18 protein-coding genes are annotated in these 14,842 nt (G+C 69.8%); 11 read left to right on the top strand and 7 right to left on the bottom strand.

The features are described from left to right. Position 1 precedes the first annotated feature (1 nt). The 6 genes from BN159_RS28705 (at position 2) to BN159_RS28730 (ending at position 4,557) form a co-directional block, all read left to right on the top strand. Positions 2–970 carry an SCO2521 family protein gene (locus BN159_RS28705; RefSeq protein WP_015660513.1) on the top strand — a complete coding sequence of 323 codons (969 nt, stop codon included), beginning with the start codon at positions 2–4 and terminating at the stop codon, positions 968–970. Positions 971–1,099: 129 nt separating this feature from the next. Beyond that, a complete protein-coding gene (locus BN159_RS28710) occupies positions 1,100–1,987 on the top strand; it encodes a DUF6879 family protein (RefSeq protein WP_106435800.1) in 888 nt (295 codons plus the stop codon). 117 nt (positions 1,988–2,104) lie between these two features. After that, positions 2,105–2,299, top strand: coding sequence for a hypothetical protein (locus BN159_RS28715; RefSeq protein WP_015660515.1), 195 nt, complete (start codon positions 2,105–2,107; stop codon positions 2,297–2,299). Positions 2,300–2,323: 24 nt separating this feature from the next. Further along, the gene (locus BN159_RS28720) at positions 2,324–2,956 is read left to right on the top strand and encodes a DUF1266 domain-containing protein (RefSeq protein WP_015660516.1); all 633 of its coding nucleotides are present in this window, start codon (positions 2,324–2,326) and stop codon (positions 2,954–2,956) included. A gap of 4 nt (positions 2,957–2,960) precedes the next feature. Continuing rightward, positions 2,961–3,707 carry a DNA repair protein RecO gene (recO, locus tag BN159_RS28725; RefSeq protein ID WP_015660517.1) on the top strand — a complete coding sequence of 249 codons (747 nt, stop codon included), beginning with the start codon at positions 2,961–2,963 and terminating at the stop codon, positions 3,705–3,707. Between the two features lie 16 nt (positions 3,708–3,723). Continuing rightward, on the top strand, positions 3,724–4,557 hold the full coding sequence (locus BN159_RS28730) for an isoprenyl transferase (protein ID WP_015660518.1): 834 nt from the start codon (positions 3,724–3,726) through the stop codon (positions 4,555–4,557). Between the two features lie 46 nt (positions 4,558–4,603). Here BN159_RS28730 and BN159_RS28735 read toward each other — a convergent pair whose 3' ends face one another. Genes BN159_RS28735 through BN159_RS28750 form a run of 4 tightly spaced genes read right to left on the bottom strand, consistent with a single transcriptional unit; the run spans position 4,604 to position 7,704 of the window. Continuing rightward, on the bottom strand, positions 4,604–5,014 hold the full coding sequence (locus BN159_RS28735) for a Fur family transcriptional regulator (RefSeq protein WP_015660519.1): 411 nt from the start codon (positions 5,012–5,014) through the stop codon (positions 4,604–4,606). A 58-nt stretch (positions 5,015–5,072) separates the two neighbouring features. Then, positions 5,073–5,975 (bottom strand): metal ABC transporter permease, encoded by a 903-nt coding sequence (locus tag BN159_RS28740; RefSeq protein ID WP_015660520.1) that lies wholly within the window; start codon positions 5,973–5,975, stop codon positions 5,073–5,075. Then, a complete protein-coding gene (locus BN159_RS28745; RefSeq protein ID WP_015660521.1) occupies positions 5,975–6,742 on the bottom strand; it encodes a metal ABC transporter ATP-binding protein in 768 nt (255 codons plus the stop codon). The genes BN159_RS28740 and BN159_RS28745 overlap by 1 nt, the downstream gene beginning before the upstream one ends. Positions 6,743–6,759: 17 nt before the next feature. Then, on the bottom strand, positions 6,760–7,704 hold the full coding sequence (locus tag BN159_RS28750; RefSeq protein ID WP_015660522.1) for a metal ABC transporter substrate-binding protein: 945 nt from the start codon (positions 7,702–7,704) through the stop codon (positions 6,760–6,762). Positions 7,705–7,835: 131 nt separating this feature from the next. Here BN159_RS28750 and BN159_RS28755 point away from each other — a divergent pair, with 131 nt between their 5' ends. The 3 genes from BN159_RS28755 (at position 7,836) to BN159_RS28765 (ending at position 10,952) form a co-directional block, all read left to right on the top strand. Then, positions 7,836–9,218: a glycine--tRNA ligase gene (locus BN159_RS28755; protein ID WP_041819971.1), complete on the top strand. Its 1,383-nt coding sequence runs from the start codon at positions 7,836–7,838 to the stop codon at positions 9,216–9,218. Between the two features lie 138 nt (positions 9,219–9,356). Further along, positions 9,357–10,274, top strand: coding sequence for a DUF4394 domain-containing protein (locus BN159_RS28760; protein WP_015660524.1), 918 nt, complete (start codon positions 9,357–9,359; stop codon positions 10,272–10,274). Positions 10,275–10,340: 66 nt separating this feature from the next. Then, positions 10,341–10,952 (top strand): LysE family translocator, encoded by a 612-nt coding sequence (locus BN159_RS28765; RefSeq protein ID WP_015660525.1) that lies wholly within the window; start codon positions 10,341–10,343, stop codon positions 10,950–10,952. 42 nt (positions 10,953–10,994) lie between these two features. On the opposite strand, the gene BN159_RS28770 is transcribed toward BN159_RS28765, so the two are convergent. Beyond that, a complete protein-coding gene (locus BN159_RS28770; RefSeq protein WP_015660526.1) occupies positions 10,995–12,041 on the bottom strand; it encodes a chitinase in 1,047 nt (348 codons plus the stop codon). A 185-nt stretch (positions 12,042–12,226) separates the two neighbouring features. Here BN159_RS28770 and BN159_RS28775 point away from each other — a divergent pair, with 185 nt between their 5' ends. Together BN159_RS28775 and BN159_RS28780 are read left to right on the top strand one after the other, a co-directional pair. Then, on the top strand, positions 12,227–13,234 hold the full coding sequence (locus BN159_RS28775) for an aldo/keto reductase (RefSeq protein WP_015660527.1): 1,008 nt from the start codon (positions 12,227–12,229) through the stop codon (positions 13,232–13,234). A gap of 23 nt (positions 13,235–13,257) precedes the next feature. Next, positions 13,258–13,851, top strand: coding sequence for a TetR family transcriptional regulator (locus BN159_RS28780; RefSeq protein ID WP_015660528.1), 594 nt, complete (start codon positions 13,258–13,260; stop codon positions 13,849–13,851). 4 nt (positions 13,852–13,855) lie between these two features. Here BN159_RS28780 and BN159_RS28785 read toward each other — a convergent pair whose 3' ends face one another. After that, the gene (locus BN159_RS28785) at positions 13,856–14,479 is read right to left on the bottom strand and encodes a GNAT family N-acetyltransferase (RefSeq protein WP_015660529.1); all 624 of its coding nucleotides are present in this window, start codon (positions 14,477–14,479) and stop codon (positions 13,856–13,858) included. A gap of 118 nt (positions 14,480–14,597) precedes the next feature. Continuing rightward, positions 14,598–14,804 (bottom strand): hypothetical protein, encoded by a 207-nt coding sequence (locus tag BN159_RS47185; protein ID WP_015660530.1) that lies wholly within the window; start codon positions 14,802–14,804, stop codon positions 14,598–14,600. Positions 14,805–14,842 lie beyond the last annotated feature (38 nt).

Here is a 14,842-nt window from a genome sequence, read left to right on the forward strand (position 1 = left end):
CATGGCGGCCCCCGGACAGTCGACGCGTCCGGTCCTCGTCTGCGGCGAGGTGCGCACCAGTCTGCTGCCGTCCTTCCAGGCGCTGGACGGCCGGGCCGCCGCCCAACTGCTCAGGCTGCGCGCCGACGAACACGTCCGGGTCTCCGAGCGGCCCAACCTCTACGTCCTCTCGCCCGAGGTGCTGACCGGCGTGGACTGCCGGCTGCCCACCGCCAACGGCGCCCGCGTCCGGGCCGTCGGCACCGTCGCCGCCCGCGCCGCGCTCACCGAGGGCCGGGTGCTCCAGGCGACCGCGTACTTCAGCGCCCCGGCCACCGGACCCGATCTGCGGCGGCCCTGGGGGCAGTACCTGGTCCGCCCCGGGCTCGTCGAACCGTTCGGGAAACTGCCCGAACAGGCCATCGCACAGGGCGTGTTGCGCGGCGCGGGACGCGGTGAGCTGGACCTCGGGATGATCGCGGAGGGGCTGCTCGCCCAACTGCTGCGCCATCCCCTGCTCGACCACAAGGCGCCCTTCAAGTCCCGCCGTACACACCTGCGGTGGACCGCGCGCCGGGCCCCGGCCGGTGAGGGCCCGGCGCTGACCCGCTTCACGCTCGCCGAGGACGGGCTGCGCACCATGGAGCTACGGCTGCCGGAGGATGTCCCGGCGGCCGCCGCGGCGAGCCTGTGCGAGGACCTCGCCCTGCACGACTGGCTGCTCACGACCGTCGTGCACCTGCTGGACAACAGCCGGCTCGGCGCCGCGGACGGGCCCTCGGCCGTGCTCGCGCTGCGCCCGGCCGTCGACCATCTGCTGCATCTGTGGATGCCGCGTGCCCATGTGGACCGCTCACTCGGTCATCTCTGGGACGAGCTGGAACAGGAACCGGGGTTCACCCGCCAATGGCGGAGCCTGGTCCAGCGGATCCGCGACCAACTGGCCGTCCAGACCATTCCGTTGCTGCACCAGGCGCTGAGTACGCGCTAGGGGCGGCCGAACGACACACCCGACGGGGGAAACATGAACGGAGCGACGACAGGAGACGTCAGGACAGCACCGCCGCCGCAGGACGAACGCCGGTCGAAACTGTTCAGGAAGACATTGGTCACGGTCTTAGTGGCGACCGGAACGTTCTTTCTCACCAATGTCCTGACCCCGGACGCCGCCGAGCAGTGGCAGTGGACGATGCCCGTGATCGTCGGCAGCGCGGTCCTGATCATGCAGTACCTGGTGGACTTCGGTGAGCGGCTCGAAGCCGTGGAGGAGTCCCAGAAACGGAGGATCCGCGGGATGCGGGACAGCCTCGCCGACCATCACCGGGAGATGCGGTCCGCGGTCGACGAGAGCTTCGCGAAGATCAACGCGGCGACCGAGCTGTTCAGCCAGGTGGACCGGTCCGTGCTGCGCTCCGACGGGGTGACCCGGCTGGCCCGGAAGTACACCCAGGTCGGCGAGCACGGCTCGGAGATAGTGAAGCGGTTCGCGCAGGAGGAGATCGCCAGCCTCGCGCTGCTGATGGAGTCCCTCAGCAACGGCACCGCGGACTGCCCCGGCGAGAACCACGAGTGGCTGATCGACCTGACCGCCTGCACCAAGAAGACGCTCTACGCCACCAGCACCTCCGTCGACCGGGACTTCTGGTCCAGTGGCCCCGGCAAGCGGTATCTGGTCGCGCAGGGCGACGCGATCCGCAAACGGGGCGTGGAGATCCGGCGGCTGTTCCTGGTCGACTCCCCGGACGAGATCACCGAGGCCCTGCGCAAGCTGTGCGAGAGACAGCGCAGGTACGGCATCGACGCGCGGATCGTGGACCAGTCGGAACTCGACAGCGCGCCGGTGACCTCGGTGAACGACTTCATCATCTTCGACGGCGAGCTGTGCTACGAGATCGAGCCCGATGTCCGGGCCACGCCCACCAAGACCACGCTGAAGATGACCGCGGACCATGTCCTGGAGCGCATCGAACGCTTCGACGACCTCTGGGAGGCCAGCAGTGCCGAGTGATCCTTCCGCAGTGTAGGCGCGCAGTGTCGTCGGAGGGACACGAAGAGTGAAACACGGGAGGCCGGGGGAACAGACGGGACGGAAAGCAGCGTGCGCAGCGGGGAAGGAATGACTGCCGTGAAGCCACCCGTCGGTTCCCACGTCGTCGACACCCGGTCCGGACGGATCGGCGTCGTCATGGGCCATGAGGGCCCGTACGTCCAGCTCAGACCGTACGGCGGCGGGCGCGAGTGGGACGCGGCGCCGGAGGCCGTCCGGCAGGCCACGTCCGCCGAGCGGGCCGGCGCGGGTGCCTGCGGTGAGGTGCCTTGACACCGGACGTTAGGGTGCGGCGGCATGGGTTTGTGGAGCTGGAGGAAGAGGGGCCCGAAGGCGGCCCGCCGTTATCCCGTGCCGCTCACCGCGCACCAGTTGTGGATGGTGTCCCTGAGCGCGCCGGTGAGCCGTGACAAGAGCGCCTCACGGAGCACGTTGTATCCGTTCGTCCGGATCGACGACGACAGTGCGCGGCAGTGGCTGGCCGAGCAGTGGGGGATCAGCACCCGTGCGGCCCTCGTCGACCGCCTGGACGACCTGTCCCGTACCGGCTACCGGGCCCGGGCGCACCGGCTCACCGGGGTCTCGCCGCTCGCCTGGGACGCGGCGCTGTACGTCGACATCTCGCGCCGGGGGTTCGCCTGCGGGCTGCTCGACGAGGGCGACGCCTGGACCGCGCTGAAGAACATCGTGCCGTCGGTGGTGCGGACGTACGCCTCCTGGCACGAGTACGCCGACCACTACCTGCTCGGCCGCCAGGTCTGGCAGGACGGCCTGCGAGGCACCCCCGACGCCGACTTCCCCGCACCCCAGGCGACGGCCGACGCCCACCTGCGCGCCCTGCTGGACCCGGCCAACCGCACCAGCCCCTGGAACCAGGCCCCGTGGTCCGCCATCAGCAGCCCCGACCGCACCCGCGGTACGAGAGAATGACCCCATGAGCCTGTTCCGCGACGACGGGATCGTCCTGCGCACCCAGAAGCTGGGCGAAGCCGATCGCATCATCACCTTGCTCACTCGTGGGCACGGGCGGGTGCGGGCCGTCGCTCGGGGGGTGCGGCGGACCAAGTCGAAGTTCGGGGCTCGGCTCGAACCCTTCTCGCATGTCGATGTGCAGTTCTTCGCGCGGGGGAGTGAGCTCATCGGGCGGGGGCTGCCGCTGTGCACGCAGAGCGAGACCATCGCGCCGTACGGCGGGGGCATCGTCAGCGACTATGCGCGGTACACCGCCGGGACGGCCATGCTGGAGACCGCCGAGCGGTTCACCGACCACGAGGGCGAGCCGGCGGTTCAGCAGTACCTGCTGCTCGTCGGGGCGCTGCGCACGCTCGCCCGCGGTGAGCACGCCCCGCACCTTGTTCTCGACGCCTTCCTGCTGCGGTCGCTCGCCGTCAACGGCTACGCCCCCAGCTTCAGCGACTGTGCGAAGTGCGGGATGCCCGGACCGAACCGCTTCTTCTCGGTCGCCTCCGGGGGCTCCGTATGCGTCGACTGCCGGGTGGCCGGTAGCGTCGTACCCTCGCCGCAGACCCTGGAACTGCTCGGTGCGCTGCTTACGGGAGACTGGGGCACTGCGGACGCCTGCGAGCCGCGGTACGTCCGGGAGGGCAGCGGACTGGTCTCCGCCTACCTGCACTGGCACCTGGAGCGCGGGCTGCGTTCGCTTCGGTACGTGGAAAAGTAAGGGAGTCGAGGGGCACATGGTCGTACGCGGGATCCTGGGGCGGCAGCGTCGGGAGTACAGGGCGCCGGAGCCGCATCCGTCCGGTGCCCGTGCGCCGAAGCTCCCCGGGGAGCTCGTCCCGAAGCACGTGGCGATCGTCATGGACGGCAACGGGCGCTGGGCCAAGGAGCGCGGGCTGCCCCGCACCGAGGGCCACAAGGTCGGCGCGGAGCGGGTGCTGGACGTGCTCCAGGGCGCGGTCGAGATGGGCGTCGGGGCGATCTCGCTGTACGCCTTCTCCACCGAGAACTGGAAGCGCTCGCCCGACGAGGTGCGCTTCCTGATGAACTTCAACCGCGACTTCATCCGCAAGACCCGCGACCAGCTCGACGAGCTGGGGATCCGGGTGCGCTGGGTCGGGCGGATGCCCAAGCTGTGGAAGTCGGTCGCCAAGGAGCTCCTGATCGCGCAGGAGCAGACCAAGGACAACGACAGGCTCACGCTGTACTTCTGCATGAACTACGGCGGGCGGGCCGAGATCGCGGACGCCGCGAAGGCTCTCGCGGAGGATGTGAGGGCCGGGCGGCTTGACCCGTCGAAGGTCAACGAGAAGACCTTCGCGAAGTACATGTACTACCCGGACATGCCCGATGTGGACCTGTTCCTGCGGCCCAGCGGCGAGCAGCGGACCTCCAACTACCTGCTCTGGCAGAGCGCTTACGCCGAGATGGTCTTCCAGGACGTCCTGTGGCCGGACTTCGACCGGCGTGACCTGTGGCGGGCGTGCGTGGAGTTCGCGTCCCGGGACCGGCGCTTCGGGGGCGCGATCCCGAACGAGGAGCTGCTGGCCATGGAGGGCAAGCAGGACTGAACAAGGAGGTCCGGGGGCGAATCAGCCCCCGGACCGTCTCACGGGTTCACGCGGACGCGCACTCCGCGCACGTGCCGAAGATCTCCACCGTGTGCGCCACGTTCACGTAGCCGTGTTCCGCTGCGATCGCCTCGGCCCACTTCTCCACCGCGGGGCCCTCGACCTCGACGGCCTTGCCGCAGACGCGGCAGACCAGGTGGTGGTGGTGTTCGCCGGAGGAGCAGCGGCGGTAGACGGACTCGCCGTCGGAGGTGCGCAGGACGTCGACCTCGCCGGCGTCGGCGAGGGACTGGAGCGTGCGGTAGACCGTCGTCAGCCCGACCGAGTCGCCCTTGTGCTTGAGCATGTCGTGCAGTTCCTGCGCGCTGCGGAACTCGTCGACCTCGTCCAGGGCCGCCGCGACGGCGGCCCGCTGCCGGGTGGAGCGGCCCTTCACGGGCGGTCCAGCGGTCGTCACGGGGTGCCTCCTCAGGTCTGCCTGCCCGGGCCATTGTGCCAGCCCGGGCTGTCGGCGGTCAGACGCCGACCTTTCCGCCACTGCCCCGGCCGGCCGGAATTACGCACTCGGCCGGGTCCCCGTTTCCCTGCGCCGCGGCCAGGGCTTTCGCACGCCGCCGGGCGAGCGGTGCGGCCAGCACGGTCAGCAGAATGAACGCGCCGATCGTCAGCAGCACGATGGTCGCGCCGGGCGGCACGTCCTGGTAGTACGAGGTGACCGTGCCGCTGATCGTCACGGTGACGCCGATGGCGACGGCGATGGCGAAGGTCGCGGCGAAGCTGCGGCTGAGCTGCTGGGCCGCGGCCACCGGGACCACCATCAGCGCCGACACCAGCAGCAGGCCGACCACGCGCATCGCGACGGTCACCGTCACGGCCGCGGTCACCGCCGTCAGCAGGTTCAGCGCCCGCACCGGCAGGCCCGTCACCCGCGCGAACTCCTCGTCCTGGCTCACCGCGAACAGCTGACGGCGCAGACCGACGGTGACCAGGACCACGAAGGCCGCGAGCAGACAGATCGCGGTGACGTCCGACTCGCTCACCGTCGACAGGGAGCCGAAGAGATACGAGGTGAGGTTGGCGTTGGAGCCCGTCGGCGCGAGGTTGATGAACATCACGCCGCCCGCCATGCCGCCGTAGAAGAGCATGGCGAGGGCGATGTCGCCGCGGGTCTTGCCGTACCAGCGGATCAGCTCCATGAGGACCGCGCCGAGGACGGAGACCAGGGTCGCCATCCACACCGGGGACCAGGAGAGCAGGAAGCCGAGGCCGACGCCGGTCATCGCGACATGGCCGATGCCGTCGCCCATCAGGGCCTGGCGGCGCTGGACCAGGTAGATGCCGACCGCGGGGGCGGTGATGCCGACCAGGACGGCGGCGAGCAGGGCCCGCTGCATGAAGGCGTAGTCGAGGATTTCCATCAGCTCAGCAGTCCCGTGCGGATCGGTTCGGCGCCCGCGGGGGCGTGCGGGTGGACATGGTCGTGGCCGGGCAGCGCGTGCTGGCCGACGGCCTCGGGCGGCGGGCCGTCGTGGACGACGCAGCCGTCGCGCAGGACGACCGCGCGGTCGATCAGCGGCTCCAGCGGGCCCAGTTCGTGCAGCACGAGCAGGACCGTCGTACCGGCCTCGACCTGGCCGCGCAGGGTCCGTGCCAGGACCTCCTGGCTGGCCAGGTCGACGCCGGCCATCGGCTCGTCCATGATCAGCAGCTCGGGTTCGGCGGCGAGCGCGCGGGCGATCAGTACACGCTGGTGCTGGCCGCCGGAGAGCGCGTCGACGGAGTCCTTCGCGCGGTCCGCCATGCCGACCAGTTCCAGGGCCCGGCGCACCGCGTCACGGTCCGCCTGACGCAGCAGCCCGAAGCGGGAGCGGGAGAGCCGGCCCGAGGAGACCACCTCGGTCACCGTGGCCGGGACGCCGCCCGCTGCGGTGGTGCGCTGGGGGACGTAGCCGACGCGGTGCCAGTCGCGGAAGCGGCGGCGCGGGGTGCCGAACAGCTCGATCTCACCGGCGCTCGCCTGCACCTGCCCGATGACACTGCGCACGGCCGTCGACTTGCCGGAGCCGTTGGCGCCGAGCAGCGCGACGACCTCACCGCGCGAAACGGTGAGGTCGATGCCGCGCAGGACGGGCCGCGAGCCCAGGTCGGCGCGGACGCCGCGCAGGGATATGACGGGCTCGCTCATGCGCTCCTCCGAACTGGTCACTTCGCTCCCAGGGCGGCTTGCAGCGCCTTGAGGTTGGAGTCCATGACCTGGATGTAGTCGTCGCCGCGGGACTTGTCCGTGATGCCCTCCAGCGGGTCGAGCACATCGGTCTTCAGGCCCGCGTCGTCGGCCAGGGTCTTGGCGGTCTTGTCGGACACCAGTGTCTCGTAGAACACGGTGGTCACGCCGTCCGCCTTCGCCTCCTCCTGGAGCTCCTTCATCCGCGCGGCGCTCGGCTCGCTCTCCGGGTCCACTCCGGAGATGGCCTCCTGGGTCAGGCCGTAGCGCTCGGCGAGGTAGCCGAAGGCGGCGTGGTTGGTGAAGAAGACCTTGGAGTCGGTGTTCTTCAGGCCGTCCTCGAACCGGGTGTTGAGATCGTTGAGCTTGCCGACCAGGGCAGCGGTGTTCTTCTTGTAGTCGGCGGCGTGATCGGGATCGGCCTTCTCGAAGGCCGCGCCGACGCCCTCGGCGATCTCGGCGTACTTCACCGGGTCGAGCCAGACGTGCGGGTCCTTGCCGCCCTCTTCGTGCTCGTGCTCGTGCCCGTGGCTGTCTTCCGCGCCGCCGTGATCCTCCAGCGAGGTCAGCGTCGCGGCGTCGATCTTCGTGCCGACCCCGGACTGGGAGATCGCCTCGTCGACGGAGGGCTGGAGCCCCTTGAGGTAGAGGGCCGCGTCGGACTCCTGGAGCTGCGCGGTCTGCTTGGCGCTGATCTCCAGGTCGTGCGGCTCCTGGCCGGGCTCGGTGAGGCTGGTGACGTTCACATGCTCGCCGCCGACCTGCTCGGCGAGGAAGGCCATCGGGTAGAACGACGCGACGACGTCGAACTTCTCCGTGTTGCCCGCGGCGGCGCTGTCGGAGCAGGCGGAGAGGGTGGCGAGACCGAGGGCGGTGACGGCCGCCACGGCCACCCCGGATATGTGCTGCCGTCGTACGTTCATGACAGTCATTTTCAACAAATCTGGAAACCGTTGTCAACAAGGTGCGGGTGGGGAACCGATTTGATACAGGGGTGGGCGGCGCCGGTAACCTGAGGCATTCGCTGCCGTCCATTCGTAATGAAGAGAGCACCGTGGCCGCCGACAAGATCGACACCATCGTCAGCCTGAGCAAGCGCCGTGGCTTCGTATTCCCTTGCAGTGAGATCTACGGCGGTCAGCGCGCCGCCTGGGACTACGGGCCGCTCGGTGTCGAGCTCAAGGAGAACCTCAAGCGCCAGTGGTGGCGCTACATGGTGACGTCGCGCGAGGACGTCGTCGGTATCGACTCGTCCGTCATCCTGGCCTCCGAGGTCTGGGTCGCCTCCGGCCATGTCGCCACCTTCACGGACCCGCTGACGGAGTGCACCTCCTGTCACAAGCGGTTCCGCGCCGACCACCTGGAGGAGGCGTACGAGGCCAAGAAGGGCCACCTCCCGGAGAACGGCCTCGCCGACATCAACTGCCCCAACTGCGGCAACAAGGGCCAGTTCACCGAGCCCAAGCAGTTCTCGGGCCTCCTCTCCACCCACCTCGGCCCGACGCAGGACAGCGGCTCGATCGCCTACCTCCGCCCCGAGACCGCCCAGGGCATCTTCACCAACTTCGCCCAGGTGCAGACCACTTCGCGCCGCAAGCCGCCGTTCGGCATCGCCCAGATGGGCAAGTCGTTCCGCAACGAGATCACGCCCGGCAACTTCATCTTCCGCACCCGTGAGTTCGAGCAGATGGAGATGGAGTTCTTCGTCAAGCCGGGCGAGGACGAGAAGTGGCAGGAGTACTGGATGGAGCAGCGCTGGAACTGGTACACCGGTCTCGGCCTGCGCGAGGAGAACATGCGGTGGTACGAGCACCCGAAGGAGAAGCTCTCCCACTACTCCAAGCGCACCGCTGACATCGAGTACCGCTTCCAGTTCGGCGGCAACGAGTGGGGCGAGCTGGAGGGTGTCGCCAACCGCACCGACTACGACCTCGGCGCCCACTCCAAGGCCTCCGGCCAGGACCTCTCCTACTACGACCAGGAGGCCCAGGAGCGCTGGACGCCGTACGTCATCGAGCCGGCCGCCGGTGTCGGCCGCGCGATGCTGGCGTTCCTGCTCGACGCCTACGTCGAGGACGAGGCGCCCAACGCCAAGGGCAAGCTGGAGAAGCGCACGGTGCTGCGCCTCGACCCGCGCCTGGCCCCGGTGAAGGTCGCGGTCCTGCCGCTGTCCCGCAACCCGGAGCTGTCCCCGAAGGCCAAGGGCCTCGCCCAGGCGCTGCGCCAGCACTGGAACATCGAGTTCGACGACGCGGGCGCCATCGGCCGCCGCTACCGCCGCCAGGACGAGATCGGCACGCCGTACTGCGTCACGGTCGACTTCGACACCCTGGACGACAACGCGGTCACCGTCCGCGAGCGCGACTCGATGAAGCAGGAGCGCGTCTCCCTGGACCAGATCGAGGGCTACCTGGCCTCGCGCCTGATCGGCTGCTAGTCACCGAAGGCCCACAGAAACCCCGGTTCCGTAACAGACGTAACGGAACCGGGGTTTCGCCCATCCCGGGCGCTTTCGGCTCCGAAGGGGAGGACATGCGCGGCCCACCGGGGGCCACGCGTCCTTTACGGGGGCACCATGCGCAAGCAAGCAGTCATCGGAGCGGCCGTTCTCGCCCTGGCGATCGGTTCCGTCGGGTATGTCGCGGCGAGCGACGGGCAGTCGGAGCGGTCCGGGTCGGAGATCGCCACGCAGGGCGGTTCCGGGGCCGGGGCCCTGGGCGCCGCGGGCGACCGGCTCCGCGCCACCGGCCTCACCGCCGACCAGCGTCTCGTCAGCTTCCGCGTCGACCGGCCCGGCAGCGTCCTGCCGCTCGGCAAGGTCAGCGGGCTGCGGGGAGACACCAGGCTCGTCGGGATCGACTACCGGGTGCAGAACGGCAAGCTGTACGGCGTCGGCGACCGGGGCGGGATCTACACGGTCCGGGAGATCGGGGCCCGTGCGAGCAAGGTCTCGCAGCTCAGTGTCGCCCTTCAGGGCAGCTCCTTCGGCGTCGACTTCAACCCGGCCGCCAACCGGCTCCGGGTCGTCAGTGACACCGGGCAGAACCTCCGGCACAACATCGACGACCCCGCGGGCGCGCCCGCGCCCGGCACCACCGCGGTCGACGGCACGCTCACCAACCCGCCGGTCCCGCCCGCGACGACCGGCACGACCGCGAACGGCGTGACGGGGGTCGCGTACACGAACAACGACCTGAGCGCCGCCACGGCCACCACCCTCTTCGACCTGGACACCGCCCAGGACCGGGTCTCCGTGCAGTCCCCGGCCAACGCGGGCAGTCTCGCCCCCACCGGCGGACTCGGCGTGGACGCGCCGCTGAACTCCGGCTTCGACATCTACAGTTCGGCGAGCCGGGGCACCAACACCGGTTACGCGGTGACCGGTTCGCGGGTCTTCCGGGTGGACGTGCTCACCGGGGCCGCGCGGTCCACGGGGTCGTTCCCGCAGGGGCGGCAGGTGGTGGATCTGGCGATACCGCTGAAGCAGGGCTGAGTGGTCCGGGAAACGGAGCTCCGATTGGTCCTGTAACCGCTCCGGCGGCCGGGTCAGGGTGGCGGCATGAGCATCGCGTTCCTGCTGACCACCCTGATCGTGGTCGCCACCCCCGGCACAGGCGTCGTCTACACCCTCGCGGCCGGTCTTTCGTACGGGCGGCGGGCGAGCGTCGTCGCCGCCTTCGCCTGCGCCCTCGGCATCCTGCCGCACATGGTCGCCACGATCACCGGGGTCGCGGCGCTGCTGCACGCCAGCGCCACGGCCTTCCAGATCCTGAAGTACGCCGGTGTCGCCTACCTCCTCTACATGGCCTGGGCCACGCTCCGCGACAAGGAGGCGATCACCGTGGACCGCACGACCGCGCCTCTCTCCTCGGGCCGGATGATCGTCCGCGGAGTGCTGATCAATCTCCTCAACCCCAAGCTGACGATGTTCTTCTTCGCCTTCCTGCCCCAGTTCGTGGACCCGGAAGGCCCGCGCGCGGTGCCGCGGATGCTGGCGCTGAGCGGGGTCTTCATGCTGGCGACCTTCGTCGTCTTCGCCCTCTACGGCATCCTCGCCGCCTCGGTCCGCAGCCAGGTCACCTCCCGTCCCCGCGTGATGACCTGGCTGCGGCGGACCTTCGCGGGATCGTTCGTGGCCCTGGGCACGAAGCTCGCCCTCACCGCCCGCTAGTGGGGGTTGTCGAGTCGATCACCCGGCCCGCCGCGCGGCCGGTCAACGGCCCTGGAGCGCCTTGACGTTGTCGCCGAAGGTCCAGTTCCGCGAGCCGTCCCAGTTGATCGACCAGGTCATCAGGCCCTTGAGCGAGCCGTTGTAGTGACGCCAGGCCTGGGACACCAGGGACGGTGACATGTAGCCGCCGCCCGCGCCGGACTGGGCGGGCAGTCCCGGGACCTGCTTGTCGTACGGGACCCTGATCGTCGTGCCCTGGATGACCAGGCCCTTGTTGAGGCAGTCGGTCTGGGCGACGAACCCCGCGACCGTGCCGGCGGAGTACGAATCGCCGGAGCAGCCGTACATGCTGCCGTTGTAGTACTGCATGTTCAGCCACCACAGGCGGCCGTTGTCGGCGTACTTCTTGATGATCGGCAGATACGCGCCCCAGATCGAGCCGTAGACGATGCTGCCGCCGGTGACGTAGGCCGTCTCCGGGGCCATCGTCAGGCCGAAGTTGGCCGGCATCTGTGCCAGGACGCCGTCGATGATGCGGATCAAGTTGGCCTGGGACGTGGACAGCTGGTTGATGTTGCCGCTGCCGATCAGGCCCGTCTCGATGTCGATGTCGATCCCGTCGAAGTTGTACTTCTTCAGGATCGGCACGATCGTCGCGACGAACCGGTCGGCCACCGCGGTGGAGTTGAGGTCGATCCCGGCGGTCGCGCCGCCGATCGACAGCAGGAGCGTCTGCCCGGCCGCCTTCGCCGCGCACATCTCCGCGGGCGTGGCCACCTTCACGCCCGTGTCCATGCCGTCCTCCCACAGCGCGGTGCCGTCGGAGCGGATGACCGGGAAGGCCGCGTTGATCACGTTGTAGCCGTGCGCGGCGATCCGGGAGTCGGTGATCGGGGTCCAGCCGAACGGCGGGTGAACCCCGTTGGCGGCCCCGTCCCAGTTCTCCCAGTAGCCCTGGAGGACCTTTCCGGCGGGCTTGGACTTCACGGCGCAGGTGTCGGCGGCGGTGGCGGTGGGGGCGGCGGGCAACTGCACGAGACAGGCGGTCGCGACCGCTGCGGTGAGCAGGCCGATGGCGCGGCGGATCATACGGGGCCTCCCGGTGGGGGTGCGGTGAGGTGTCGTAGATGTCGTAGGCATGACAGTGCTCGTGGTCCAGACCTCCCGTCAATAGGTCTGGACCATTTATGACGAGCCTGCGGGTGGCGGTGAGGGTGACAAGTATGGAATGACAGATATTGAAATCTGTCAGCTGTCATGGCATGGTGGATGCCATGACGATTCAGACACGCACCCTCGGAAACACCGGCCCCCAGGTCTCCGCCCTCGGCCTCGGCTGCATGGGCATGTCCGCGCTGTACGGCGACGTCGACCGCACCGAGTCCATCGCGACGATCCACGCCGCCCTGGACGCGGGCGTGACCCTCCTCGACACCGGCGACTTCTACGCCATGGGCCACAACGAGATGCTGATCGGCGAGGCCCTGCGCGCCGCCCCCGCCGCACAGCGCGAACAGGCCCTGATCAGCGTGAAGTTCGGCGCGCTCCGCGACCCGGACGGCGGCTGGACCGGCTACGACGGCCGGCCCGCCGCGGTGAAGAACTTCGCCGCGTACTCCCTCCAGCGCCTCGGCGTCGACCACATCGACGTCTACCGGATCGCCCGGCTCGACCCGCACGTCCCGATCGAGGAGACGGTCGGCGCCATCGCCGAACTCGTCGAGAAGGGCTGGGTCCGCCACATCGGCCTGAGCGAGGTCGGCGCCGACACCATCCGCCGGGCCGCCGCCACCGCCCCGATCGCCGACCTCCAGATCGAGTACTCGCTGATCTCCCGCGGCATCGAGGAGGAAGTCCTGCCGACCACCCGCGAACTGGGCATCGGCATCACGGCGTACGGCGTCCTGTCCCGCGGCCTGATCTCCGGCCACTTCACCGCTGAACGGCAGCTCGGGGCGAACGACTTCCGGGCCATATCGCCCCGCTTCCAGGGCGAGAACCTTCAGCACAACCTGAACCTGGTGGAGGCCCTGCGCAAGATCGCCGAGCAGAAGGGCGTGACCGTCGCGCAGATCGCCATCGCCTGGGTGCTCTCCCGGGGTACCGACATCGTGCCGCTGGTCGGCGCCCGCACCCGGCAGCGGCTGACCGAGTCCCTCGGCGCCCTCGACGTCACCCTGGACGAGGCCGACCTGGCCGCGATCGAGCGTGCGGTACCGGCGGACGCGGCGGCCGGCGACCGCTATCCGGCCGCGCAGATGGCCCACCTCGGCAGCAAGTAGCACCCGAAGGTACGGTCTCCTCCATGGCACCGCCTTCCGAAGTCCTGACCGCCGAGCGCATCCTCGAAGCAACCGAGGAGGTGCTGCGCCGCTACGGCCCGGCCAAGGCCACCGTGGTCGACGTGGCCCGCGCGCTCGGTGTCAGCCACGGCAGCGTCTACCGCCACTTCCGGACCAAGGCGGCGCTGCGCGAGGCGGTGACCAAGCGCTGGCTGGACCGTACGTCCGAGGCGCTGGCCGGGATCGCCGCCGAAGCCGCACGGGGCCCGGAGGACCGACTGCGGGCCTGGCTGCTGGCGCTGTTCGAGGCCAAGCGGCACAAGGCCGGGGACGACCCCGAGCTGTTCGCCACGTACACCACGCTGGCCTCGGAGAGCAGCGGCGCGGTCGACGAGCACCTGGCCGACCTCATCGGTCAGCTCGCCGACATCGTCCGCGCCGGAGTGGAGTCGGGCGACTTCACCTCCGCCGACCCCGTCACCACCGCCCGCGCCGTCTTCCAGGCCACCGCCCGCTTCCACGACCCCGGCTATCACCGGGAATGGGAACTCCCGGGCGCGCAGGACGAGTTCGATGCCGTGGTGGACCTCCTGGCGCGCGGTCTGCGGGCGGCCTGACGGCTCAGCTGTCCTTCGTCGCCCGCCCCAGGAAGGCGGCCGAGCCCGGCTCCGGCACGTCGATCTCATGGAAGCCCATGCGGTCGTAGAAGGCCCGGGCCCGGGTGTTGGCCCTCGACATGACCAGGTGGACGGCCGGAACCCCGCTCGTGTGCAGGGCCTGGAGGAACGTCTGCATGAGGGCCCGCCCGTACCCCTGGCCCTGCCACTCGGGCAGCAGGTCGATGTGCAGATGGGCCGGGTAGCCGGTCACCTCGGGCACGATCATCCGCTCGGGGTCGTGCAGCAGTGCGGCGACGGTCTCGTCCGGTGTCGAGGGCGGGCCCTGTGGGGCCGGGTGGCGGTGGGCGACCGTGGGCAGCCACTTGTCCCGGAACTCGGCGGCGAAGCGCGGGGTGTCGGCGGTGCCGACGATGTACCCCACCGCCTGTCCCCGCCCGTCGTCGAGGACGAAGGCCAACTCCGGCTCCAGGACGACGTACGGACTGGCGAAGGCGGCCGGGAAGACGGCGGGGTCCTCGTAATGGGGGCGGCTGTCACCGCCGTTGTGGGCGGTGCGGATGCAGATGTCTTCGAGGGCGGGACGGTCGGCGGGGCGGTAGGCGCGTACGGCGGGTGGCTGGGTCACTCATGCATACTGCGCCACTTGGGAGCGCTCCCACAAGGGCATGGTCAGGGGCGCGGGGCTGTATCGATTCGCGGCTCCGCCGCGTGGGCGCGAGCAGCCCCCACGAGCCGGCCACCGGTCAAGCGACGGATGGATCCACTGTCGCCTGATGAACCTCCGCAAGATGCTCCTCCGCCTTCAGCCACGGCAGGAACTGCGCCGAGATGCGCCACCCACAGGTGTCGCATCTCACCGTCCGCTGCACTCCCGTTCGCCGTACCTGGACGACGTGTTCGCGTCCGTGCTGGTCCCAGCGGGTGACCTTGCTCGTGTTGAGCTGCGGCATGACGCCTCCAGAGTCCTGGGAAAGCCCGAGGAGGAGTG

The organism is Streptomyces davaonensis JCM 4913, assembly GCF_000349325.1.
GTDB classification, from domain to species: Bacteria; Actinomycetota; Actinomycetes; order Streptomycetales; family Streptomycetaceae; genus Streptomyces; species Streptomyces davaonensis.

Coding starts and splice junctions, on each gene's coding strand:
- BN159_RS28705 (WP_015660513.1), top strand. CDS start 2: ATGGCGGCCCCCGGACAGTCGACGCGTCCGGTCCTCGTCTGCGGCGAG.
- BN159_RS28720 (WP_015660516.1), top strand. CDS start 2,324: ATGGGTTTGTGGAGCTGGAGGAAGAGGGGCCCGAAGGCGGCCCGCCGT.
- recO (WP_015660517.1), top strand. CDS start 2,961: ATGAGCCTGTTCCGCGACGACGGGATCGTCCTGCGCACCCAGAAGCTG.
- BN159_RS28730 (WP_015660518.1), top strand. CDS start 3,724: ATGGTCGTACGCGGGATCCTGGGGCGGCAGCGTCGGGAGTACAGGGCG.
- BN159_RS28740 (WP_015660520.1), bottom strand. CDS start 5,975: ATGGAAATCCTCGACTACGCCTTCATGCAGCGGGCCCTGCTCGCCGCC.
- BN159_RS28745 (WP_015660521.1), bottom strand. CDS start 6,742: ATGAGCGAGCCCGTCATATCCCTGCGCGGCGTCCGCGCCGACCTGGGC.
- BN159_RS28750 (WP_015660522.1), bottom strand. CDS start 7,704: ATGAACGTACGACGGCAGCACATATCCGGGGTGGCCGTGGCGGCCGTC.
- BN159_RS28760 (WP_015660524.1), top strand. CDS start 9,357: ATGCGCAAGCAAGCAGTCATCGGAGCGGCCGTTCTCGCCCTGGCGATC.
- BN159_RS28765 (WP_015660525.1), top strand. CDS start 10,341: ATGAGCATCGCGTTCCTGCTGACCACCCTGATCGTGGTCGCCACCCCC.
- BN159_RS28770 (WP_015660526.1), bottom strand. CDS start 12,041: ATGATCCGCCGCGCCATCGGCCTGCTCACCGCAGCGGTCGCGACCGCC.
- BN159_RS28775 (WP_015660527.1), top strand. CDS start 12,227: ATGACGATTCAGACACGCACCCTCGGAAACACCGGCCCCCAGGTCTCC.
- BN159_RS28780 (WP_015660528.1), top strand. CDS start 13,258: ATGGCACCGCCTTCCGAAGTCCTGACCGCCGAGCGCATCCTCGAAGCA.
- BN159_RS47185 (WP_015660530.1), bottom strand. CDS start 14,804: ATGCCGCAGCTCAACACGAGCAAGGTCACCCGCTGGGACCAGCACGGA.